The following is a 19,541-nucleotide window of genomic DNA, read 5'->3' on the forward strand; positions in this document are numbered from 1 at the left end:
ATTACGGTTGGTGCTTCGATGGTCACTGCTTGCGCGTACTCTGCGAAAGAGGGTCGGCATGGCCTGACACGCCCGGCAACGAGGAGGGGTGGCGTGGATCAAGTGGTTGACGCGGAAGGGGAGTCGGGGCGCGCCGTGCTGGGGCGGACCCTCAGATACCTCCGGGAGAAGGCGGGCAAGTCGCTCGGGCAACTGGCCGAGGAGACCGCGTACGACAAGAGTTACCTGTGTCGGCTGGAGTCCGGGAAACGGCTCTCCAAGATGGCGGTCATGGAGGACCTGGACACGTACTTCGGGTCCGGAGACCTGCTGGTCAGCCACTGGAAGGTGGCGCGGCTCGACGCGTTCAAGGACCAGTACAAGCGGTTCATGGAGCTGGAGGCGACAGCGCGGGTCATGCAGAAGTTCGCGTTGGGCGTGCCTGGCCTTCTGCAAACCGAGGACTTCGCTCGCGGGGTGTTGTCCGGGGCTTTGACCACGGCCGACGGTGACGAGCTGCTTGAGGAGCAGGTTGCCGCGCGGTTGGGGCGGCAGTACCTGCTGCAGCAGAAGCCGGAGCCCGACGTCCGCATCGTCATCGACGAGTTCGCCTTCCGGCGTCCGGCGACGCGACCAAAGACCTGGACCGATCAGCTACTTCGCCTGGAGGCCGTCGCGCTGTGGCCGAACGTGGTGGTCCATGTGCTGCCGTTCTCCGTGGGAGCCCACCATCACATGACGGGGTCGCTGACCCTGCTGTGGCAGAAGGACGGAAGCGCCACCGCCTACAAGGAAGGGAACGGCTGCAGCGCCCTGGTCGAAGATCCGGACGATGTCCTGCGGCTCCGACTGTCCTACGATCGGCTCCGAGACCTGGCGCTGTCCCCCGCGGACTCGCTCACATTCATCAGGCGCGAACTGGAGGAGCATCGACCATGACGCACACCCCCGACCTGAGCACCGCCGTGTGGCGCAAGTCCAGCTACAGCGAAGGGGGAGACAACGACTGCGTCGAGGTCTCCGACGGCTACCCCGGCATCGTCCCCGTCCGAGACAGCAAGACCCCGCACGCCCGCACCCTCGTCTTCTCCACCGCTTCCTGGAGCGCCTTCGTGGAGGCGGTCAAGCACTGAGCGGGGCGGCGACGCCGCCTTCGACACTCCGGCCCGGCTGCGGCGCCGGCAGGTCCAGGGCGCGCCCCCGGGGGCCCAACCCGCGCGCCCCCTCACAACGCCTTCAGCGCCCCTGCCGTCGCCCGCGCGAGCCCCGCCAGGTAGCCCTTCGGGAGTTTCGGGCTGCGGACCACCACCGCCCGCCAGTAGAGCGGGCCCGAGATCAGGTCGAGGGCCAGGTCCGTGTCGATGCCCTCGCGGATCTCGCCCCGGGCGGCCGCCGCGGCGACGATGCCGCTCGCCACGCTCTGCTGGCCCTCGCGCAGCGCCTTCTGCATGGCGTCGGCGATGTCCGGGTTGCGCGCGGCCTCCGCCTGGAGGTCCGGGATGATCTGGCCGGCCACCGGGTGGCGCAGGGCGCGGGACGTCACCTCGTACAGCAGGCGCAGGTCCCCCTCCAGGGTTCCCGTGTCGGGGGCCGGCAGGCCCTGGACGGCGACCGCCGAGACCAGGTCGAGCACCAGGTGCAGTTTGGAGCGCCACCGGCGGTACACCGCCGTCTTGCCGACACCCGCCCGCCGCGCGATGCCCTCGATGGACATCCGGGCGTAGCCGACGGCGGCGAGCTCCTCGAAGACGGCCAGGCGGATGGCCTCCGTCACGTCCTCGCGGAGCACGGCCGCACCCGCGGGCGCCCTGCGGCGCCGCTTCACCTGGGGAGTGCCGGCGTTCGTGGTCATGCGCACCAGCATAGGGCGTAACGACGAAACGGTTGCGTCCCGACGTCAGGACGGCTTACGCTCACGTTGCGACGATACGGTCCCGTCTCGACGTAAAGCGTGGCCATTCAAACCCCAAAGAGTGGCAAAGGCCCCAGGAACGCGGTACCAGCGGGGGCACCACGGCGGAAGACTACGGACCGGTTCGCCGCACCCGACCCCCGAGCGAAAGCAGCGGATGTGAGCCAGGTCCTCGACACACCGCCCCCCACGGCGCCCGCGGCAGGCGAGACGCCCGCGCAGCTGGCCGCCCGGTACGGCCTCTCCGTCAGCGGTGCCCGCCCCTCCCTGCCGGAGTACGTCCGGCAGCTGTGGGCGCGCCGCCACTTCATCACGGCCTTCGCCACCGCCAAACTCACCGCCCAGTACAGCCAGGCGAAGCTCGGCCAGGTGTGGCAGGTGATGACCCCCCTGCTGAACGCGGCGGTCTACTACTTCATCTTCGGCGTGCTGCTCGGCACCAAGCACGGCGTGGCCGACTTCATCCCGTTCCTGGTCACGGGCGTGTTCATCTGGACGTTCACACAGTCCTCGATCATGGCGGGCACCCGCGCGATCTCCGGCAACCTCGGCCTCGTCCGCGCCCTGCACTTCCCGCGCGCCGCGCTGCCCATCTCCTTCGCGCTGCAGCAGCTCCAGCAGTTGCTGTTCTCGATGGCCGCCTTGATCGTGATCCTGCTCAGCTTCGGTGTGCCGCCGGCCCTCTCCTGGCTGCTCGCGGTGCCGGTCCTGGTCCTGCAGTTCACGTTCAACGCGGGCGTCTCCATGGTCATGGCCCGGATGGGCGCGAAGACGCCGGACATCGCGCAGCTGATGCCGTTCCTCCTGCGCACCTGGATGTACGTGTCGGGTGTCATGTGGAGCATCGACTCGATGCTCAAGCACAGCACGTTCCCGCACATCGTGAAGGTGTTCCTGAAGGCCAACCCCGCCGCGGTCTACATCGACCTGATGCGCTTCGCCCTCATCGACAGCTTCCACGCACACCAGCTCCCCCACCATGTGTGGGCCTATGCGGTCGGCTGGGCCCTCCTCGCGGGCGTCGGCGGCTTCATCTACTTCTGGAAGGCTGAGGAGAAGTACGGCCGTGGCTGATTCTGTGAACGACGAGCGGATTCCCACCGTCATCTGCGACGGCGTCGACATCGTCTACCGCGTCAACGGCACCGGCGCCGGCCGGGGCTCCGCCACCGCCGCGCTCAACCGCATACTGCACCGCAAGCAGACGGAGAAGGCGGCGGGCGTGCGCCGGGTACACGCGGTGAAGAACGTCTCCTTCACCGCCTACAAGGGCGAGGCCATCGGCCTGATCGGCACGAACGGCTCCGGCAAGTCGACGCTGCTGCGGGCCGTCGCCGGGCTGCTGCCCGTGGAGAACGGCAAGATCTACACCAACGGGCAGCCCTCCCTGCTCGGCGTGAACGCGGCTCTGATGGGCGACCTGACGGGCGAGCGGAACGTCATCCTGGGCGGCCTCGCGATGGGCATGTCGCGCGAGGAGATCAAGGCCCGCTACCAGGAGATCGTCGACTTCTCCGGCATCAACGAGAAGGGCGACTTCATCACCCTCCCCATGCGGACCTACTCCTCCGGCATGGGCGCCCGGCTGCGCTTCTCGATCGCCGCCGCCAAGGACCACGACGTCCTGCTCATCGACGAGGCGCTGGCCACCGGCGACCGCTCCTTCCAGAGGCGGTCCGAGAAGCGCATCCGCGAACTGCGTGAGCAGGCGGGCACGGTCTTCCTGGTCACCCACAGCAACGCCACGATCCGCGACACCTGCGAGCGGGCGCTGTGGCTGGAGCGCGGCGTGCTGCGCATGGACGGTCCGACCGAGGACGTCCTCGCCGCCTACGAGGATTTCACCAACGGCGACAAGCCGAAGGGCCCGGCCGCCCCCGCCCCGGCGAAGCAGGGCAAGTAACGGCAGTCCGAGCCGCTCCCCCGCCCGGGTGCGGGGGAGCGGCTCGGGCCGGGGCGGACGCCCTCAGCGCAGGACCTCGTACAGCACCTGGCCGTCCGGCCCCGTGGCCATCCGCCGCAGCGCCCCGTCCCCGGGCGGCAGCCCCCCGTCGGACGGCCGTTGCACCACCCAGCGCACCCCGTACGACCGCAGCACCCCGATCCGCTCGCCGCGGGACGCCCCCGCGCCGAAGTACCTCCGCACCGCGGCCTCCCGCGCGCCCGCGTCCGGCATGAAGAAGTCCGGGTACCCCGGCGCCACGGTGTAGGCCCCGTACGCCGGGATCTGCCGCGCCGGGAAGGTCTGGGCCATCACCACGTCCCCGTACCGCACCCACGGCGTGATCCAGCGGTATCCCGGCCACGGCACCTGGTACTTCGCCGCGACCGCGCCCGGCAGGGCGCCACGACCGGTCACGTACCCCACGGTCTGCGCCTGCGTCCACGCCCCGGCGGCCAGCGCACCGGCCAGCAGGACCGCCGCCGCGTTCCGCGGGCGTCCGCGGGCCGCTCCCGCCACCTCCACGGCCACGGCGAGCTGCGCCGGGACGACCGCCGCGGGCAGGGCCCGCCCCCAGGAATAGTGCCCGGTCAGCCCGCCGGCCGTGAACACCAGCGCCCCGAGCAGGAAGAACACCGCCAGCGGGTCCCCCCGGTCCCGCCGCGCCCGTGCCGCGAGCGCCAGGACCCCCAGCAGCACGAGCCAGTAACGGGCCGGCAGGTCCTGGTACAGGGGCTGGTGGATCGACTCGAGCTCGTCGGCCCGGAGCAGCGCGAAGAAGTCGTAGTAGGGCCACAGCACGAGAACGGCCACGCCGAGCGCGGCGCCGGCCGCCAGCCGCGGCAAGGGCCGGCGCCCGGCCCGCGCGCCGACCACCGTGGCCACCGCGCCCAGCGTCGCCACCACTCCGGTGAACTGGTGGCTGAGCAGTATCACCGCCCATATCGCACCGAGTCCGAGGAAGGGCAGCCACCCCGGGGACCCGCCCTTCAGCGCCCGCGTCAGCAGCGCCCATAAGTGGAAGGCCAGCCCCAGCGCGAACACGCTCGGGTAGGCCACCGTCAGCGCGAGGGAGTTGAGCCCGAGGAAGCCGCTCCACTTGAACACGTGCGTGCCCCACAGCAGCACCACGCACAGCAGGGCGAGCGGCGGCGCGAGCGGGTGCGCGCTCAGCGCCCTGACGTACCGCCACACGCCCGTCACCAGCAGCGTCAGCCCGATCAGCGCGCCGATGCGCAGCACGGCCCAGACGGACAGCCCGGTGAGGCGGGCCAGGACCCCGAGGAAGACGGTCCACGGTGAGTAGTACGGGCTCGGCGTGTTCTCGTCGACCAGCGGGTTGCCGGGGTCGAGCAGCCGGTGCCGCAGTCGCTCCACGGTCGCCGCGTGCATGCCGAGGTCGCCGTCCCAGGGCAGCCGGGCGACGACGAGCAGCATCAGCACGACGAGCAGCGCCACCGTCGCCCACAGCAGGACGGGCACGGCACCGGCCGTCCCGCGCCGCGCCCCGACGGGCGCGAGCGGGCCCCAGGGGCCCTTGGCGCCGGCGGCCGCGCCGGGCCCGCTGCTCTCGCCGCTCGGGGCCCCCTTGGCTCTTCCGGCTCCGGCCCCCCGGGGCCCGCCGGTTCTCTCGGCCGCGACGCTCATCGAGTGCCGACGCCGTGCTTCGCCCCGTGCTGGAACACCCACGTCCGGTACACGAGGAAGCGGAACGCCGAGGCCAGCACGATCGACAGCGCCTTCGCGACGTTGGAGCCGAAGGGCCCGTTCATCGAGAGAGTGTCGTAGGCGGCGTAGAACAGCACGCTCTCCATCAGCACCCCGATCCCGCTGAAGACGAAGAACAGCGCGATCTGCCGGCCGGTGCGCGAGGCACGGTCGCGGTAGGCGAAGAAGCGGAAGCCGAGGTAGTTGGTGCCCATGGCGACGACGCTCGCGAGCACGGTCGCCGTCATCGGCGGCCGGCCCAGGCCGTGCAGCAGGCAGTTGAAGACGAGGAAGTTGACCGCGACTCCGCTGCCGCCGACGACCCCGAACTTGGCCACCTCCACCACGAACCGCCGCACCTGGGCAAGCCGGGGAACGGGGGCGGGTGCCGGGATGGGGGTGGGGGTGGGCGCGGGGGGAGCGACGGCCTCGACGGCCGTGCGAACGGCCTGGGGGCGCTGCTCGGCGAGGTTCACAGTCACGGGTACGGGTCCTCCACTGGTCCGGCGATCACGCCAACCCTAGCCGGAATGTCCCGTTTAACGGGAAAGGGTAAGGAGCAGGAGGGAATTCCCCTAAGTCGTGGCAAGAATGCCGGAATCGGCCGCCTGATGGCAGATCGTCCCCGGGCACGGCGAGGGGGCGCCCCGTCCTCCTGGGGCGCCCCCTTGCCGTACCGGATCCGGCGTGACTAGCCGTGCGACCTCAGCAGCGTCCGCATGGTGCGCATCGCGACCGACAGGTTCGCGAGATCGAACGAATCCGAGGTCGCGATCTCGTCGAGAGTCGTGCGCGCCCTTCCCAGGATCGCCGCGTTCCGCTCCTGCCACGCCTGGAAGCGCTGCTCCGGCGTGGAGCTGCCGTTGCCCACCGCCAGGACGTCGGCGGTCAGGCCCGCGTGGGCCGCGTAGAGGTCCTCACGGATCGCCGCGCGCGCCATCGACTGCCACCGGTCGGCGCGCGGCAGTTCGATGATGCGGTCCATGAGCTGGGTGATCCGCAGCCGGTCGGCGAGGTCGTAGTAGACCTCGGCGACGGCCATCGGGTCCTTGCCCATGCGGTCGGCCACCGAGACGATGTCGAGCGCCGGGAAGGCGGAGGAGAACCCGGCCACCCGCGTGGCGAGTTCGTCCGTGACGCCGGCGCCCGTCAGCTCGTCGTAGATCTTCTGCCACCACTCCAGGTCCGCGCCGCGCAGCAGCTTGGGCAGCTCGCTCCACACCTGCTCGACCCGGTCCTTGAAGAACGCGATCGTCTCGCCGAGTTCCAGCGGCTGCGGCCGGTTGTTGAGCAGCCAGCGCGTGCCGCGTTCGACCAGCCGGCGGGAGTGCAGGCGGATACGGGTCTGGACGGCCGCGTCGACCTGGTTGTCGAGGGCCTCGACCGCGTCCCACACCGCGCTCGAGTGGAAGATCGCGCGGCCCGCGGTCTGCGCCCTGACGATCTCCTCCAGCGAGGCGCCCGTCTCCTCGCGGAGGCGGTGCAGGAAGCTCGTACCGCCCGTGTTGACGGTGTCGTTGACCAGGACGGTCGTCACGATCTCACGACGCAGCGCATGGGTGTCGATCTGCTCGGTGAACCTCTCGCGCAGCGCCGTCGGGAAGTACGCGTGCAGCAGGCTTCGCAGATACGGGTCGTCGGGCAGCGTCGTGTCGAGCAGCTCCCTGGAGACGGTGATCTTCGTGTACGCCAGCAGGACGGCCGTCTCCGGACCGGTCAGCCCGTGCCCGGTGCCCAGCCGTTCACGGATCTGCCGGTCGGTGGGCAGGAACTCCAGCGCCCGGTCCAGGTGGCCCTCGCGCACCAGGTGGCGGATGAACCGCTGCTGCGCGTGCAGCATGTCCTTCGACTGGGACAGGGCGTTGGCGATCGCCACGTTCTGCGCGTAGTTGTTGCGCAGCACCAGGGCGCCCACCTCGTCGGTCATCTCGGCCAGCAGCTGGTTGCGCTGCTTGACCGTCAGATCACCGTTGGCCACGACCGCGTTGAGCAGGATCTTGATGTTCACCTCGTGGTCGGAGGTGTCCACGCCCGCGCTGTTGTCGATCGCATCGTTGTTGACCTTGCCGCCGTGCTGGGCGAACTCGATACGGCCCAGCTGGGTCAGCCCCAGGTTGCCGCCCTCGCCGACGACGTTGACCCGCAGGTCGCTGCCGTCCACGCGGATGGCGTCGTTGGCCTTGTCGCCGACGTCCGCGTGCGTCTCCGTCGACGCCTTCACATACGTGCCGATGCCGCCGTTCCACAGCAGGTCCACCGGCGCCGTGAGGATCGCCTTCATCAGGTCGGCCGGCGTCATCTTGGTGACGCCGGAGTCGATGCCGAGCGCCTCGCGGATGTGCCCGTTGAGCTGGATCGCCTTGGCCCCGCGGGGGAACACGCCGCCGCCGGCCGACAGCAGCTCGGTGTTGTAGTCGGCCCAGGAGGAGCGCGGCATGTCGAACAGCCGGCGGCGCTCCGCGTACGAGGTCTCCGCGTCCGGGTTCGGATCGATGAAGATGTGCCGGTGGTCGAAGGCCGCGACCAGGCGGATGTGCTCGGACAGCAGCATGCCGTTGCCGAACACGTCACCGGACATGTCGCCGATGCCGACCACGGTGAAGTCCTCGGTCTGGGTGTCCACTCCCAGCTCCCGGAAGTGCCTCTTCACGGACTCCCAGGCGCCGCGGGCGGTGATGCCCATGCCCTTGTGGTCGTAGCCGGCGGAGCCGCCGGAGGCGAAGGCGTCGCCGAGCCAGAAGTGGTACTTCTCGGCGACCTCGTTGGCGATGTCCGAGAACGTCGCCGTGCCCTTGTCGGCCGCGACCACGAGGTAGGTGTCCTCGCCGTCGTGCCGGACGACGGCCGGCGGCGGCACGACCTCACCGGCCACCATGTTGTCGGTGATGTCGAGCAGCGCCGAGATGAACGTCCGGTAGCTGCGGATGCCCTCGGCGAGCCACGCGTCGCGGTCCACAGCCGGGTCCGGCAGCTGCTTGGCGACGAAACCGCCCTTGGCGCCGACCGGCACGATGACGGTGTTCTTCACCATCTGCGCCTTGACCAGGCCGAGGATCTCGGTCCGGAAGTCCTCGCGCCGGTCGGACCAGCGCAGCCCGCCTCGCGCGACCTTGCCGAAGCGCAGGTGCACGCCCTCGACGCGCGGCGAGTACACCCAGATCTCGTAGGCGGGACGCGGCGCCGGCAGGTCCGGGATGACCTGCGGGTCGAACTTCATGGAGACGTAGTCGTGCGGTGTGCCGACCGGCTCCTCCTGGAAGAAGTTGGTGCGCAGGGTCGCCTTGATGACGGTGAGGAAGGACCGCAGGATCCGGTCCTCGTCGAGCGAGGCGACCTGGTCGAGCGCGGCCTCCAGCTCCTCCAGGAGAGCGTCGGTCAGCTCCAGGCCGGCCCGCTGCCGCTCGGGCGACATCCGCGCCTCGAAGAGCGAGACCAGCAGCCGGGTGGTGTGGACGTTGTTCCGGAGGGTGTCCTCCATGTAGTCCTGGCTGAACGTGGAACCGGCCTGGCGCAGGTACTTGGCGTACGCCCGCAGCACCATCGCCTGGCGCCAGGTCAGTCCGGCGCTCAGCACCAGGGAGTTGAAGCCGTCGTTCTCGGCCTGCCCGGTCCAGGTGGCGGCGAACGCGTCCTGGAACCGCTCGCGGCCGTCGTCGCCGAGGTAGTCGCCGCTGCCGGACAGCGCCCCGGGCAGGCGCAGACCGAAGTCGTAGATCCACGCCGTCGTGCGGTCCGCGCAGCGCAGTTCGTACGGGCGCTCGTCGGTGACCTCCACGCCGAGCCGCTGGAGCACGGGCAGGACGGCGGAGAGGGAGATGGAGTCGCCCCTGCGGTAGATCTTGAAGCGGCGCTCGCCGGGGCCGGCGCCCACGGGCTCGTACAGGCTGAGGGCGAAGTTCCTGCCGCCCTCCTCGTCACCGAGCCGCTCGAGGTGGACGAGGTCGGCGACCGCGGCGCGCGGGGTGTGGTCGGCCTTGTAGCCCTCGGTGAAGGCGTTGGCGTAGCGCCGCAGCAGCTCGGCGGCGCGCTCCTCGCCGCACTCGGCGTTCAGCGCCTCGGCGAAGCCGTCGGCCCAGGAGCGGGCGGCCTCCACGAGCCGCGCCTCGATGCGCTCCTTGTCGGAGTCGGACAGCTGCGGCAGCTCCGTGCCCGGCGGGACACGGACCACGAAGTGCAGCCGGGAGAGGATCGACTCTGTGTTCCAGGCCGTGAAGTCGACGCTGGTGCCGCCGAGTTCCTCCTTCAGGATGTCGATGATCCGCAGCCGGACGACCGTGGTGTAGCGGTCGCGCGGCAGGTAGACGAGGGCCGAGTAGTAGCGCCCGTACTCGTCCTGGCGCAGGTAGAGGCGCAGGCGTCGCCGTTCCTGGAGGTAGAGGACGGAGGTGACGATCGACTGCAGCTCGCGGGCTGGCGTCTGGAACAGCTCGTCGCGCGGGTAGGTCTCCATGATCTGGAGCAGGTCGCGGCCGTCGTGGCTGTGGGGCGAGAGCCCGGCGCCCTTGAGGACCTCGTCGACCTTGCGCCGGACGACGGGCACGCGGCGCACGGACTCGGTGTAGGCGGCGGACGAGAACAGGCCGAGGAAGCGGCGCTCGCCGACGACGTCGCCGTTCTCGTCGAACTTCTTCACGCCGACGTAGTCGAGGTACGACGGCCGGTGCACGGTCGCCCGGCTGTTGGCCTTGGTGAGGACCAGCAGCTTGTGCTCGCGGGCCTTGGCGCGGGCGTCGGCGGGCAGCCGCTCGAAGGACGGGCTGACCGGGTGGCTGTCCTCGCCGGCGTGGTGCGGGTCGGAGCGCAGGATGCCGAGGCCGGTGCCGGGCACGGCGGCCAGCGAGTCGTCCTCGCGGAGCTGGTACTCGCGGTAGCCGAGGAAGGTGAAGTGGTCGCTGGCCAGCCAGCGCAGCAGCTCGCGGGCCTCCTCGCGCTCCACGTCGGGCAGGTCCCGGGGCATGGGTTCCGTCGGAATGCCCTCGGCGATCCGCACCGCGGCGTCGCGCATCTTCTCCCAGTCCTCGACCGACTCGCGGACGTCGGACAGGACGCGCAGCAGATCGGCGGTGATCTGCTTGAGGTCGGCGCGGTCGGTCTCGCGGTCGATCTCGACGTGGATCCAGGACTCCAGGTGGGCGTCGTGCGGCAACTCCCCGTCGGGCACGGCGGGCAGCACCTCGAGGAGCTTGCCGGTCAGATCGCGGCGGACGACGAACTGCGGGTGGATGACGACGTGGATGCCCCGCCCCTGACGCGACAGCTCGTTCGTCACGGAGTCGACGAGGAACGGCATGTCGTCGGTCACGACCTCGACGACGGAGTGGCTGCACGTCCAGCCGTTCTCCTCGATGGTCGGGGTGTGCACCCGTACGTTGGCCGTGCCCTGCGGGCGCATCTCGGCCATTCTGTAGTGCGAGAAAGCCGCGCCGAAGATGTCCACCGGGTCGCAGGCGGCTAGATCCTCGGGGGCGGTGTGCAGGAAGTAGCGCTGGAGGAACGCGAGCACGGTGTCCCGGTCGGGGGTGCCCTCGCCCGTCGTCCCAGTCGGTAGATACCCCCCGACCGGGCTGTTCTCAGCTACCCGAGCGGCCCTCTCCAGCAGCTCGGCCTTGGCTTCGTCCAGCTTGGTCTGCATTGTCCTCTGGCTCCTGTCGCGCGCCGTTGCGTGACGTAGAAGGAAGTACGGTCTCTTCTCCGACGTAACGCCGCGACGCGGGGTGTCCGGTCTGCTTCGACGCTATGCCGCATGGAGAGATCGGCGGGGTGTTATCGGCCATGTACGGTGCCCTGGGCGGCTGTGACGCTGCTCTCGGCGCTCTGTGCGCCTCCCGCGTCCCCGGCGCCCCGGTGACTCCCGCGGGCGCCTGCGGCGCCCTTCCCGAACGGCCCCGCCTGCGAAGACCAGCGACCGCCGCCCGGTCACGGATGTCTTCCGTGGTCACCGGGCGCAGGGCAGGGACGACGATGTCCCCGCGAGGTATCGCGCTGATCACGCCACAAGGCTATCGCTCTGGACGGGGGGCACGTCATGAGCCGTATGTGTACAAAACCAGGGGTCGAACTTTGACGTTCTGCACAGGAGCATCGGGGGCACCGCTGTGCGGGGCACTCGGTGGGAGCATGACCCTACGAACAGTGCGCGGCCCCTTGGCAAGGGCGTCGGCGTCAGGCACGTTGCCCGAAGCACCCGACCGCACGATCGAGGAGAGCCCGGCGAACATGGCGCAGAAGATTTTGATCGTCACCGGCGACGCGGCGGAATCACTGGAGGTTCTCTACCCCTACCAGCGCCTGCGCGAGGAGGGCTACGAGGTGCACATCGCGGCCCCCTCCCGCAAGAAGCTCCGCTTCGTGGTCCACGACTTCGAACCCGGCTTCGACACCTACACCGAGAAACCCGGCTACACCTGGCCCGCCGACCTGGCCTTCTCCGAGGTCGACCCCGGTGAGTACGTCGCCCTCGTCATCCCCGGCGGGCGCGCCCCGGAGTATCTGCGCAACGATCCCGAGCTCCGCAAGATCCTCAAGTCGTTCTTCGACGCCGACAAGCCGGTCGCCCAGATCTGCCACGGCCCGCTGCTCACGGCCGCGGCCGACGCCCTGCGGGGGCGGCGCGTCACGGCGTACCCGGCCCTGGAGCTGGACATGCAGGCGGCCGGTGCCACCTTCCAGGACGCCGAGGCGGTCGTCGACGGCACCCTGGTCTCCTCCCGCGCCTGGCCGGACCACTCCCGCTGGATGCGCGAGTTCCTGACCGTCCTGCGGGCCAAGGCACCCGTGACCTGACGAGGCACCTCAGGCGGGGTGCGGCTGCCCCCGGGGGCAGCCGCACCCCGCCTGACGCCTCACGCCGCCAGACGCTCGGCCTCCTCGACCGCCTCCTCCAGCGTGTCGACCACCGGGACGCCGGCCTGCTCCAGGCTCGCCCGGCTGTGGGAGCCGCCGGTGTAGAGAACGGCCCGCGCCCCGACGTGCCGGGCCGCGACCGCGTCGTCCGCGGCGTCCCCGATCACCACCGTGCGGGACGGCTCCACGCCGGCGAGCGCGCGTATGTGCCGGACCATGTGCTCGGCCTTGCTGCCGCCCGAGGGACCGGTCCGCCCCTCCACCCGTACGAAATGCGTCTCGATCCCGAACCCCCGGACCAGCGGGACGAGTTCCTCGTGCACATACATGCTCAGGAGCGACTGGCTGCGGCCCGCCGACCGCCACTCCGCCAGCAGCTCCGTCGCGCCCGCGGTGAGCCCGCAGGTGAGCCGGTGTTCCGCGTAGTACCGGTGGAAGGTCTCGTCCATGACCTCCCACTCGGTGTCCGTCGGCAGCCGCCCCATCAGCCGCTCGTAGAACTTCGGCACCGGCACGCAGTACAGCGCCCGGTACCGCTCCAGCGTGATCGGCTCCAGCCCCAGCTCGGCGAACGCCGCGTTCGTCGCCCCGATGATCGCGTCATTGTCGTGGAACAGCGTCCCGTTCCAGTCCCAGACGATGTGCGCGTTTCCGTACGTCCCCATGTCAGAAAACGTACCCGCCGCCACTGACAATCACCGGGGGATCCGCACCGGGCACCGGGCCGCTGCCCCGGACAACGCCCGGTCAGTCGCCCAGTCCCACCAGATTCGGGATCTCCTGGGTCGCATACCAGAGCAGTTCGTGGTCGTCGGCGCCGTCCACGACGAACCGCGCGTCGTCGTCCCCGCGGTCGGCCGCCTCCAGCGCCCGGGCCGCCGCGGTCACATCCGCCTCCGCCTCCGCGGCGTCCACGTGCACCGCGGCCGCCTTGGCCAGCAGGACGGCCCCGGCGACACGCACCTCACCGAGTGCCGCCGGATCGAGGCCCCGGTCGGGATCCGCCATCGCCGCGCCGTCCGGCACGTCGACCGCGACGACGATCCGCCGCCGGGGCGCCTCGGGGTCCGCCGCGAGCAGTCGCAGGGAGGCCAGCGCCGCCCGGCTCAGGGCCGCGTACTCCAGTTCCTCGATGTCGTCGGAGAGGTACCACTCGCGCAGCGCGGGCGTGACGGCATACGCGACGACCGGTCCCGCGCCCAGCTCGCCCGTCTTGTACGCCTCGGCGAGACCGGGGAGGGTCAGGGGGACGTAGACGCGCATGACGAGCCGCTTTCGTAGTGGGTCAGGGCTGCCGGACGGCCCGGAAAGGCTGTGAAGGCCCCTCGGAGACCGTTCCCGCGCCTCCGGCGAGTCACCCCAGGATACGTGCGGCCGTCCCCCTTCGGGGCCCGCACACCGCCTTCGCGACGTCAACGGGGACGCTCACGGATCACCCGGTACGCCCCCGCCGCCCCACGGATTCGCGGCGCCCGCTCACCCTGATAGGCGAACCGTCCCGCGGCCACGACACGTACCCCGCTTCCTTGCGGGCACCGTCCCGCGCCTCGTACAAGATCCCCACCGAAAGTTACCAACCGGTATCGACCGGTCCGGCGAAACGGGGACCCCCATGAACAAGGTGATGACCAGGAACAGGGCGACGACCGCGGGGAGGCGGAGCCCGGGCGGACGCCCACCGGTCCGCCACGACACCCGCCGCCCGGGCGGCGCTCCCCGCCGTACGGCACCGGACCGCGGCACACCCCGGGCGGCGGCGCCCGGCACGCACGGCCGTACCTCGCCGGCACCCCGGCCCCGCCCCACCGATGTCTTCGCCGACCGCCTCCTGTCCGTGCTGAGCGGCCGGCGGCCGGTGCACAGCATGCTCGGGCACACCGCCGGCCGGGCCTACGACCAGCTGGCCCGGCTCGCCGAGCGCGGCCCGCTGCGCACCCGCGGAACCCGTCCGGTCGTCCGCGACATCGGCTACTACGTCCCGCGTCCCGGCGCCGTCGAGGCGTTCGCCCGCATCGGCGCGGGCGATCAGCTGCGTGCGATGGCGTTCCGCCTGGAGTGCGGCCCCGACCACCGCTGGCGGTGCACGGCCGTGGAGCTGGGCGAGCCGCGGACGCCCCTGCCGGACGACGACTGACGCCGACGATGCGGAGGGGCCGGACACCCACCCGGGTGCCCGGCCCCTCACGACGGCGCTGTCGCCGACGTCACCGTCACTTCTTGCGGCGGCGCCCGCCCTTCGCCTGCTTGCGGCGCTCCGCGCGCGTGAGGCCGTCCGCCTCCGAGCGCACCGGCTCGCCGTCGCTGGTGAAGTCACCCTCGACGATCCCGCCCTCGCCGTCCACGGTCGGCGCGGAGAAGTGCAGCCGCTCGCGGCGCTGCGGGGCTTCGAGCCCCTTGGCACGGATCTCCGGGCGGGCCGCCTGGGCGGCCACCGCCTCCTCCTTCTCCAGGGAGGGCTTGGCCTCCTCGACGGGGACCTCCTCGACCTGCTGCTCGACCTGGACCTCCAGGTTGAACAGATAGCCGACGGACTCCTCCTTGATGCCGTCCATCATCGCGGTGAACATGTCGAAGCCCTCGCGCTGGTACTCGACCAGCGGGTCCTTCTGCGCCATCGCGCGCAGGCCGATGCCCTCCTGGAGGTAGTCCATCTCGTAGAGGTGCTCGCGCCACTTGCGGTCCAGGACCGACAGCACGACCCGGCGCTCCAGCTCGCGCATGATCTCCGAACCGAGCTGCGCCTCACGCTGTTCGTACTGCTCGTGGATGTCGTCCTTGATGGACTCGGCGATGAAATCGGCGGTCAGCCCGGCCCGGTCGCCGGCCGCGTCCTCCAGTTCCTCGATGGTGACCCTCACCGGGTAGAGCTGCTTGAAGGCGCCCCACAGCCGGTCCAGGTCCCACTCCTCGGCGAAGCCCTCGGAGGTCTCGGCGGCGACGTACGCGTCGATCGTGCCGTCCATGAAGTGCTGGATCTGCTCCTGCAGGTCCTCGCCCTCCAGGACGCGGCGCCGCTCGCCGTAGATGACCTCACGCTGCCGGTTGAGGACCTCGTCGTACTTGAGGACGTTCTTCCGGGTCTCGAAGTTCTGCGTCTCCACCTGCGACTGGGCGGACGCGATCGCGCGCGTGACCATCTTGTTCTCGATCGGCACGTCGTCCGGGACGTTCGCCATCGACATCACGCGCTCGACCATCTGGGCCTTGAACAGGCGCATCAGGTCGTCGCCCAGGGAGAGGTAGAAGCGGGACTCGCCGGGGTCGCCCTGACGGCCGGAGCGGCCGCGCAGCTGGTTGTCGATACGGCGGGACTCGTGGCGCTCCGTGCCCAGGACGTAGAGGCCGCCCAGGGTCTCGACCTCGTCCTTCTCGGCCTTGACCGCCTGCTCGGCCTTCTCCAGGGCGGCGGGCAGCGCCGCGGCCCACTCCTCGATGTGCTCCTCCGGGTCGAGCCCGCGCTGGCGCAGCTCGGCCTCGGCCAGGTCCTCGGGGTTGCCGCCGAGCTTGATGTCCGTACCACGGCCGGCCATGTTCGTGGCGACGGTGACGGCGCCCCTGCGGCCGGCCTGGGCGACGATCACGGCCTCGCGGTCGTGCTGCTTCGCGTTCAGCACCTCGTGCTGGATACCGCGCTTGCTCAGCTGCTGGGACAGGTACTCCGACTTCTCGACCGAGGTCGTGCCGACGAGGATCGGCTGGCCCTTCTCGTGCTTGTCGGCGATGTCGTCGACGACCGCCTCGAACTTCGCGACCTCGGTGCGGTAGATCAGGTCCGACTGGTCCTTGCGGACCATCGGCCGGTTGGTCGGGATCGGGACCACGCCGAGCTTGTAGATCTGGTGGAACTCGGCGGCCTCGGTCATCGCCGTACCGGTCATGCCGGAGAGCTTCTTGTAGAGGCGGAAGAAGTTCTGGAGGGTGATCGTGGCGAGCGTCTGGTTCTCGTCCTTGATGTCCACCCCCTCCTTGGCCTCGATCGCCTGGTGCATGCCCTCGTTGTAGCGGCGGCCGGCGAGGATACGGCCCGTGTGCTCGTCGACGATCATGACCTCGCCGTCGATGACGACGTAGTCCTTGTCGCGCTTGAAGAGCTCCTTGGCCTTGATCGCGTTGTTCAGGTAACCCACCAGCGGGGTGTTCACCGACTCGTAGAGGTTGTCGATGCCCAGCCAGTCCTCGACCTTGGAGACGCCGGACTCGTGGATGGCGACCGTGCGCTTCTTCTCGTCGACGTCGTAGTCGCCGGTCTCCTCGACGCCCTTCAGCGGGTTGCCCGCCTCGCCGCGCTTGAGGCGCGTGACCAGCTTGGCGAAGTCGCCGTACCACTTGGTGGCCTGGTCGGCCGGGCCGGAGATGATCAGCGGCGTACGGGCCTCGTCGATGAGGATGGAGTCGACCTCGTCGACGATGGCGAAGTTGTGGCCGCGCTGGACCAGTTCCTCCTTCGACCACGCCATGTTGTCGCGGAGGTAGTCGAAGCCGAACTCGTTGTTCGTGCCGTAGGTGATGTCGCAGGCGTACTGCTCGCGGCGCTGGGCGGGGGTCATGTTGGCCAGGATGCAGCCGACACTCAGGCCCAGGAGCTTGTGGACGCGGCCCATCATCTCGGAGTCGCGCTCGGCCAGGTAGTCGTTGACCGTGACGATGTGGACGCCGTCTCCGGAAATGGCGTTCAGATAGGCGGGCAGCGTGCCGACCAGGGTCTTGCCCTCACCGGTCTTCATCTCGGCGACATAGCCGAGGTGCAGCGCGGCGCCACCCATCATCTGCACGTCGTAGTGCCGCTGGCCGAGGACGCGCTTGGCGGCCTCGCGCACGGTGGCGAACGCCTCGGGGAGCAGGTCGTCCAGGCTCTCGCCGTCGGCGTACCGCTGCTTGTACTCGTCGGTGAGAGCGCGCAGCTCGGCGTCGGAGAGGTCGATGAAGTCCTCTTCGATGGAGTTGACCTGGTCCGCGATGCGGTGCAGCTTGCGCAGGATCTTGCCTTCGCCTGCACGCATGATCTTCGAGAGGACGGACACGGGGGTTTGTCTCCTTGCCGTTCGGGCCTGGGACGGTCGGTTACATATGACAGCTTGAGCAACGGCCATCGTAAGCGAGGACCCCGCCACGCCGGGAGGTCTGCCGTCGACAGCCACTAGGACAACGGACGGGCGTCTCGGAAGGTGCCGCGTCGACGCTACGAATTGTCACGAGGGTCTCACGCAGTGACACGTGACACCGGTGGTCCGGCCCGGTGGTGCCGGCGCCCCGGCACGAAAAGTCATGGCGTCGCGGCGGACGGCCCAGCAGAATCGGGCGATGGACCCCGTCAGCCTGACCACCGACCGTCTCCTGTTGCGCACCGTGGGCCCGTCGGACGTCGAAGCGGTGTACGAAGCCGCCCAGGATCCCGACATCCAGCGCTGGACCACGATCCCGTCCCCGTATCTGCGCGAGCACGCGGAGGGGTTCGTCCGGCAGATGGTGCCCGACGGCTGGGAGGACGCGTCGATGTTCACGTTCGGCGTGTTCCTCCCCTCCGGGGAGCTGGTGGGCATGCTCGGGCTGACGATGCGCTCGCTGGGCGTCGCCGAGGTGGGCTTCTGGACGGCGAAGGAACACCGGGGCAACGGCTACATCACGGAGGCGACACTGGCCGCGTCCCGCTGGGCCTTCACACGGATGTCCATCGACCGCGTGGAGTGGCGTGCCGAGGTGGGCAACGCGGGCTCCCGCGCGGTCGCGGAACGCGCGGGCTTCACCGTCGAGGGCACCCTGCGCTCCGCGATCAACAACAAGGGGGTGCGCCGGGACTGCTGGGTGGGCTCCCTGCTGCCGTCGGACCTGGGCCTGCCGTCGGCGGCGCCGTATCTGCCGGCACGGCCGTAGCGGGCCGCACCCGCCGCGTCCCGCGCCCGCGTCGGCCGCCGTTGTCAGTGGCACCCCCTACCGTGTCAGCATGCCGAGTCTCCCGCGTCCCACCACCGAACTGTCCGCCGACGAGGCCCGCCGTATCGCCCTGCGGGCCCAGGGCCTCCTCGGCGCCCCCGACCGCAGGGCCGGCGTGCGCGGCGTCCTGCGCCACCTCGGCGCGGTCCAGCTCGACACCATCTCGGTCCTCGCCCGCTCCCACGAACTCATCCCTTACGCCCGCCTGGGAGCCATAGGCCGCAAGGCGGTCGACTCGGCGTACTGGACGCCGTCGGACGGCGCCGCCCCGGCGCCCCACGCGTTCGAGTACTGGTCCCACGCCGCCTGCGTCCTGCCCATCGAGGAGTGGCCCCACTTCGCCTTCCGCCGCCGCGCCTACCGCTCCCGCCCGCACTGGAACCACCCGCTCCCGGACGGGGTCTACGACCAGGTCGTCAAGCAGCTGCGCACGGAAGGCCCCCTGACCGCCACGGACTTGGGCGGCGCGAAGAACACCAGCGAGTGGTGGGACTGGTCCGGCACCAAGGTGGCCGTGGAGCGCGCGCTGATGTACGGCGAGGTGGTGTGCGTCGAGCGCCGGGGCTGGAAGCGGGTGTACGACCTCGCCGAGCGCGCCGTCCCCCCGGAGCTCCTCCACGACGACCTGGACGACGCCGAGTGCCTGCGCCGTCTCGTCCGCCTCGCCGGCCAGTCCCTCGGCGTGGGCACGCGCGCGGACATCGCGGACTACCACCGTCTCAAGGGCGAGCAGGTGGAGGCGATGATCGCGGACTCGGGCCTGGTCCCGGTGACGGTCGAGGGCTGGGGCAAGCCGGCGTGGGCGGACCCGGAGGCACTGCGGACCCCGCCCCGCGGCCGCCACCGTACGACGCTCCTGTCGCCCTTCGACTCCCTGGTCTGGGAGCGGGCCCGCACGGAGCGGATCTTCGGCTTCACGCACCGGCTGGAGGCGTACGTCCCCAAGCCCAAGCGGATCTACGGCTACTTCGCGATGCCGGTCCTGGCCGGCGGCCGGCTGGTCGGCCGGGTGGACCCCGCGCGCGAGGGCCGCACGCTGGTCGCCAAGCAGGTCACCCTGGACGGCTCCCGGGCGGTTCCGGCGGTGGCCCAGGCCCTGCTGGAGGCGGCGGCCTGGGTGGACTGCACGAACGTACGCGTGGAGCGGGTGGACGCCCCCGCTCTGCGGGAGCCGTTGATCCGCGAGCTGGACCGCGCCCTGGGCTGATGCCGGGAGCCCTCTCCCGG

Annotated in this window: 15 protein-coding genes; 8 read left to right on the plus strand and 7 right to left on the minus strand. The window is 70.6% G+C overall.

What is annotated here, in order from left to right:
* Nucleotides 1-93: 93 nt before the first annotated feature.
* Both ACZ79I_RS15745 and ACZ79I_RS15750 read left to right on the plus strand, forming a co-directional pair.
* A complete protein-coding gene (locus ACZ79I_RS15745; RefSeq protein ID WP_471497990.1) occupies nt 94-918 on the plus strand; it encodes a helix-turn-helix domain-containing protein in 825 nt (274 codons plus the stop codon).
* Nucleotides 915-1,112, plus strand: coding sequence for a DUF397 domain-containing protein (locus ACZ79I_RS15750; RefSeq protein WP_471497991.1), 198 nt, complete (start codon nt 915-917; stop codon nt 1,110-1,112). The genes ACZ79I_RS15745 and ACZ79I_RS15750 overlap by 4 nt, the downstream gene beginning before the upstream one ends.
* Before the next feature lie 92 nt (nt 1,113-1,204).
* Here the strand turns inward: ACZ79I_RS15750 and ACZ79I_RS15755 are convergent, their stop codons facing one another.
* Nucleotides 1,205-1,831 carry a TetR/AcrR family transcriptional regulator gene (locus tag ACZ79I_RS15755; protein WP_471497992.1) on the minus strand — a complete coding sequence of 209 codons (627 nt, stop codon included), beginning with the start codon at nt 1,829-1,831 and terminating at the stop codon, nt 1,205-1,207.
* A gap of 219 nt (nt 1,832-2,050) precedes the next feature.
* Between ACZ79I_RS15755 and ACZ79I_RS15760 the strand changes: the two genes are divergently transcribed.
* Both ACZ79I_RS15760 and ACZ79I_RS15765 read left to right on the plus strand, forming a co-directional pair.
* Nucleotides 2,051-2,965 carry an ABC transporter permease gene (locus tag ACZ79I_RS15760; protein WP_471497994.1) on the plus strand — a complete coding sequence of 305 codons (915 nt, stop codon included), beginning with the start codon at nt 2,051-2,053 and terminating at the stop codon, nt 2,963-2,965.
* A complete protein-coding gene (locus ACZ79I_RS15765; RefSeq protein ID WP_471497995.1) occupies nt 2,958-3,794 on the plus strand; it encodes an ABC transporter ATP-binding protein in 837 nt (278 codons plus the stop codon). The genes ACZ79I_RS15760 and ACZ79I_RS15765 overlap by 8 nt, the downstream gene beginning before the upstream one ends.
* A gap of 63 nt (nt 3,795-3,857) precedes the next feature.
* Here ACZ79I_RS15765 and ACZ79I_RS15770 read toward each other — a convergent pair whose 3' ends face one another.
* The 3 genes from ACZ79I_RS15770 to ACZ79I_RS15780 form a co-directional block, all read right to left on the minus strand.
* Nucleotides 3,858-5,480: a hypothetical protein gene (locus ACZ79I_RS15770; RefSeq protein WP_471497996.1), complete on the minus strand. Its 1,623-nt coding sequence runs from the start codon at nt 5,478-5,480 to the stop codon at nt 3,858-3,860.
* Nucleotides 5,477-6,022 (minus strand): GtrA family protein, encoded by a 546-nt coding sequence (locus ACZ79I_RS15775; protein WP_471497998.1) that lies wholly within the window; start codon nt 6,020-6,022, stop codon nt 5,477-5,479. The genes ACZ79I_RS15770 and ACZ79I_RS15775 overlap by 4 nt, the downstream gene beginning before the upstream one ends.
* Before the next feature lie 209 nt (nt 6,023-6,231).
* Nucleotides 6,232-11,172 (minus strand): NAD-glutamate dehydrogenase, encoded by a 4,941-nt coding sequence (locus ACZ79I_RS15780; protein WP_471497999.1) that lies wholly within the window; start codon nt 11,170-11,172, stop codon nt 6,232-6,234.
* A 584-nt stretch (nt 11,173-11,756) separates the two neighbouring features.
* Between ACZ79I_RS15780 and ACZ79I_RS15785 the strand changes: the two genes are divergently transcribed.
* On the plus strand, nt 11,757-12,323 hold the full coding sequence (locus ACZ79I_RS15785; protein WP_471498000.1) for a DJ-1/PfpI family protein: 567 nt from the start codon (nt 11,757-11,759) through the stop codon (nt 12,321-12,323).
* Nucleotides 12,324-12,382: 59 nt separating this feature from the next.
* Here ACZ79I_RS15785 and ACZ79I_RS15790 read toward each other — a convergent pair whose 3' ends face one another.
* Together ACZ79I_RS15790 and ACZ79I_RS15795 are read right to left on the minus strand one after the other, a co-directional pair.
* Complete coding sequence (locus ACZ79I_RS15790; protein ID WP_471498001.1) at nt 12,383-13,048, minus strand: HAD family hydrolase; 666 nt, start codon at nt 13,046-13,048, stop codon at nt 12,383-12,385.
* Between the two features lie 82 nt (nt 13,049-13,130).
* Complete coding sequence (locus ACZ79I_RS15795) at nt 13,131-13,646, minus strand: DUF6912 family protein (protein WP_471498003.1); 516 nt, start codon at nt 13,644-13,646, stop codon at nt 13,131-13,133.
* Nucleotides 13,647-13,995: 349 nt separating this feature from the next.
* Here ACZ79I_RS15795 and ACZ79I_RS15800 point away from each other — a divergent pair, with 349 nt between their 5' ends.
* Nucleotides 13,996-14,517: an Rv3235 family protein gene (locus ACZ79I_RS15800; protein ID WP_471498004.1), complete on the plus strand. Its 522-nt coding sequence runs from the start codon at nt 13,996-13,998 to the stop codon at nt 14,515-14,517.
* A 76-nt stretch (nt 14,518-14,593) separates the two neighbouring features.
* Here ACZ79I_RS15800 and secA read toward each other — a convergent pair whose 3' ends face one another.
* Nucleotides 14,594-17,404: a preprotein translocase subunit SecA gene (gene secA, locus ACZ79I_RS15805; protein ID WP_471498005.1), complete on the minus strand. Its 2,811-nt coding sequence runs from the start codon at nt 17,402-17,404 to the stop codon at nt 14,594-14,596.
* A gap of 280 nt (nt 17,405-17,684) precedes the next feature.
* Between secA and ACZ79I_RS15810 the strand changes: the two genes are divergently transcribed.
* The gene (locus ACZ79I_RS15810; protein ID WP_471498007.1) at nt 17,685-18,254 is read left to right on the plus strand and encodes a GNAT family N-acetyltransferase; all 570 of its coding nucleotides are present in this window, start codon (nt 17,685-17,687) and stop codon (nt 18,252-18,254) included.
* Between the two features lie 70 nt (nt 18,255-18,324).
* On the plus strand, nt 18,325-19,521 hold the full coding sequence (locus tag ACZ79I_RS15815; protein ID WP_471498008.1) for a winged helix-turn-helix domain-containing protein: 1,197 nt from the start codon (nt 18,325-18,327) through the stop codon (nt 19,519-19,521).
* The last annotated feature ends 20 nt before the right edge of the window (nt 19,522-19,541 follow it).

The organism is Streptomyces sp. PSU-S4-23, assembly GCF_055632315.1.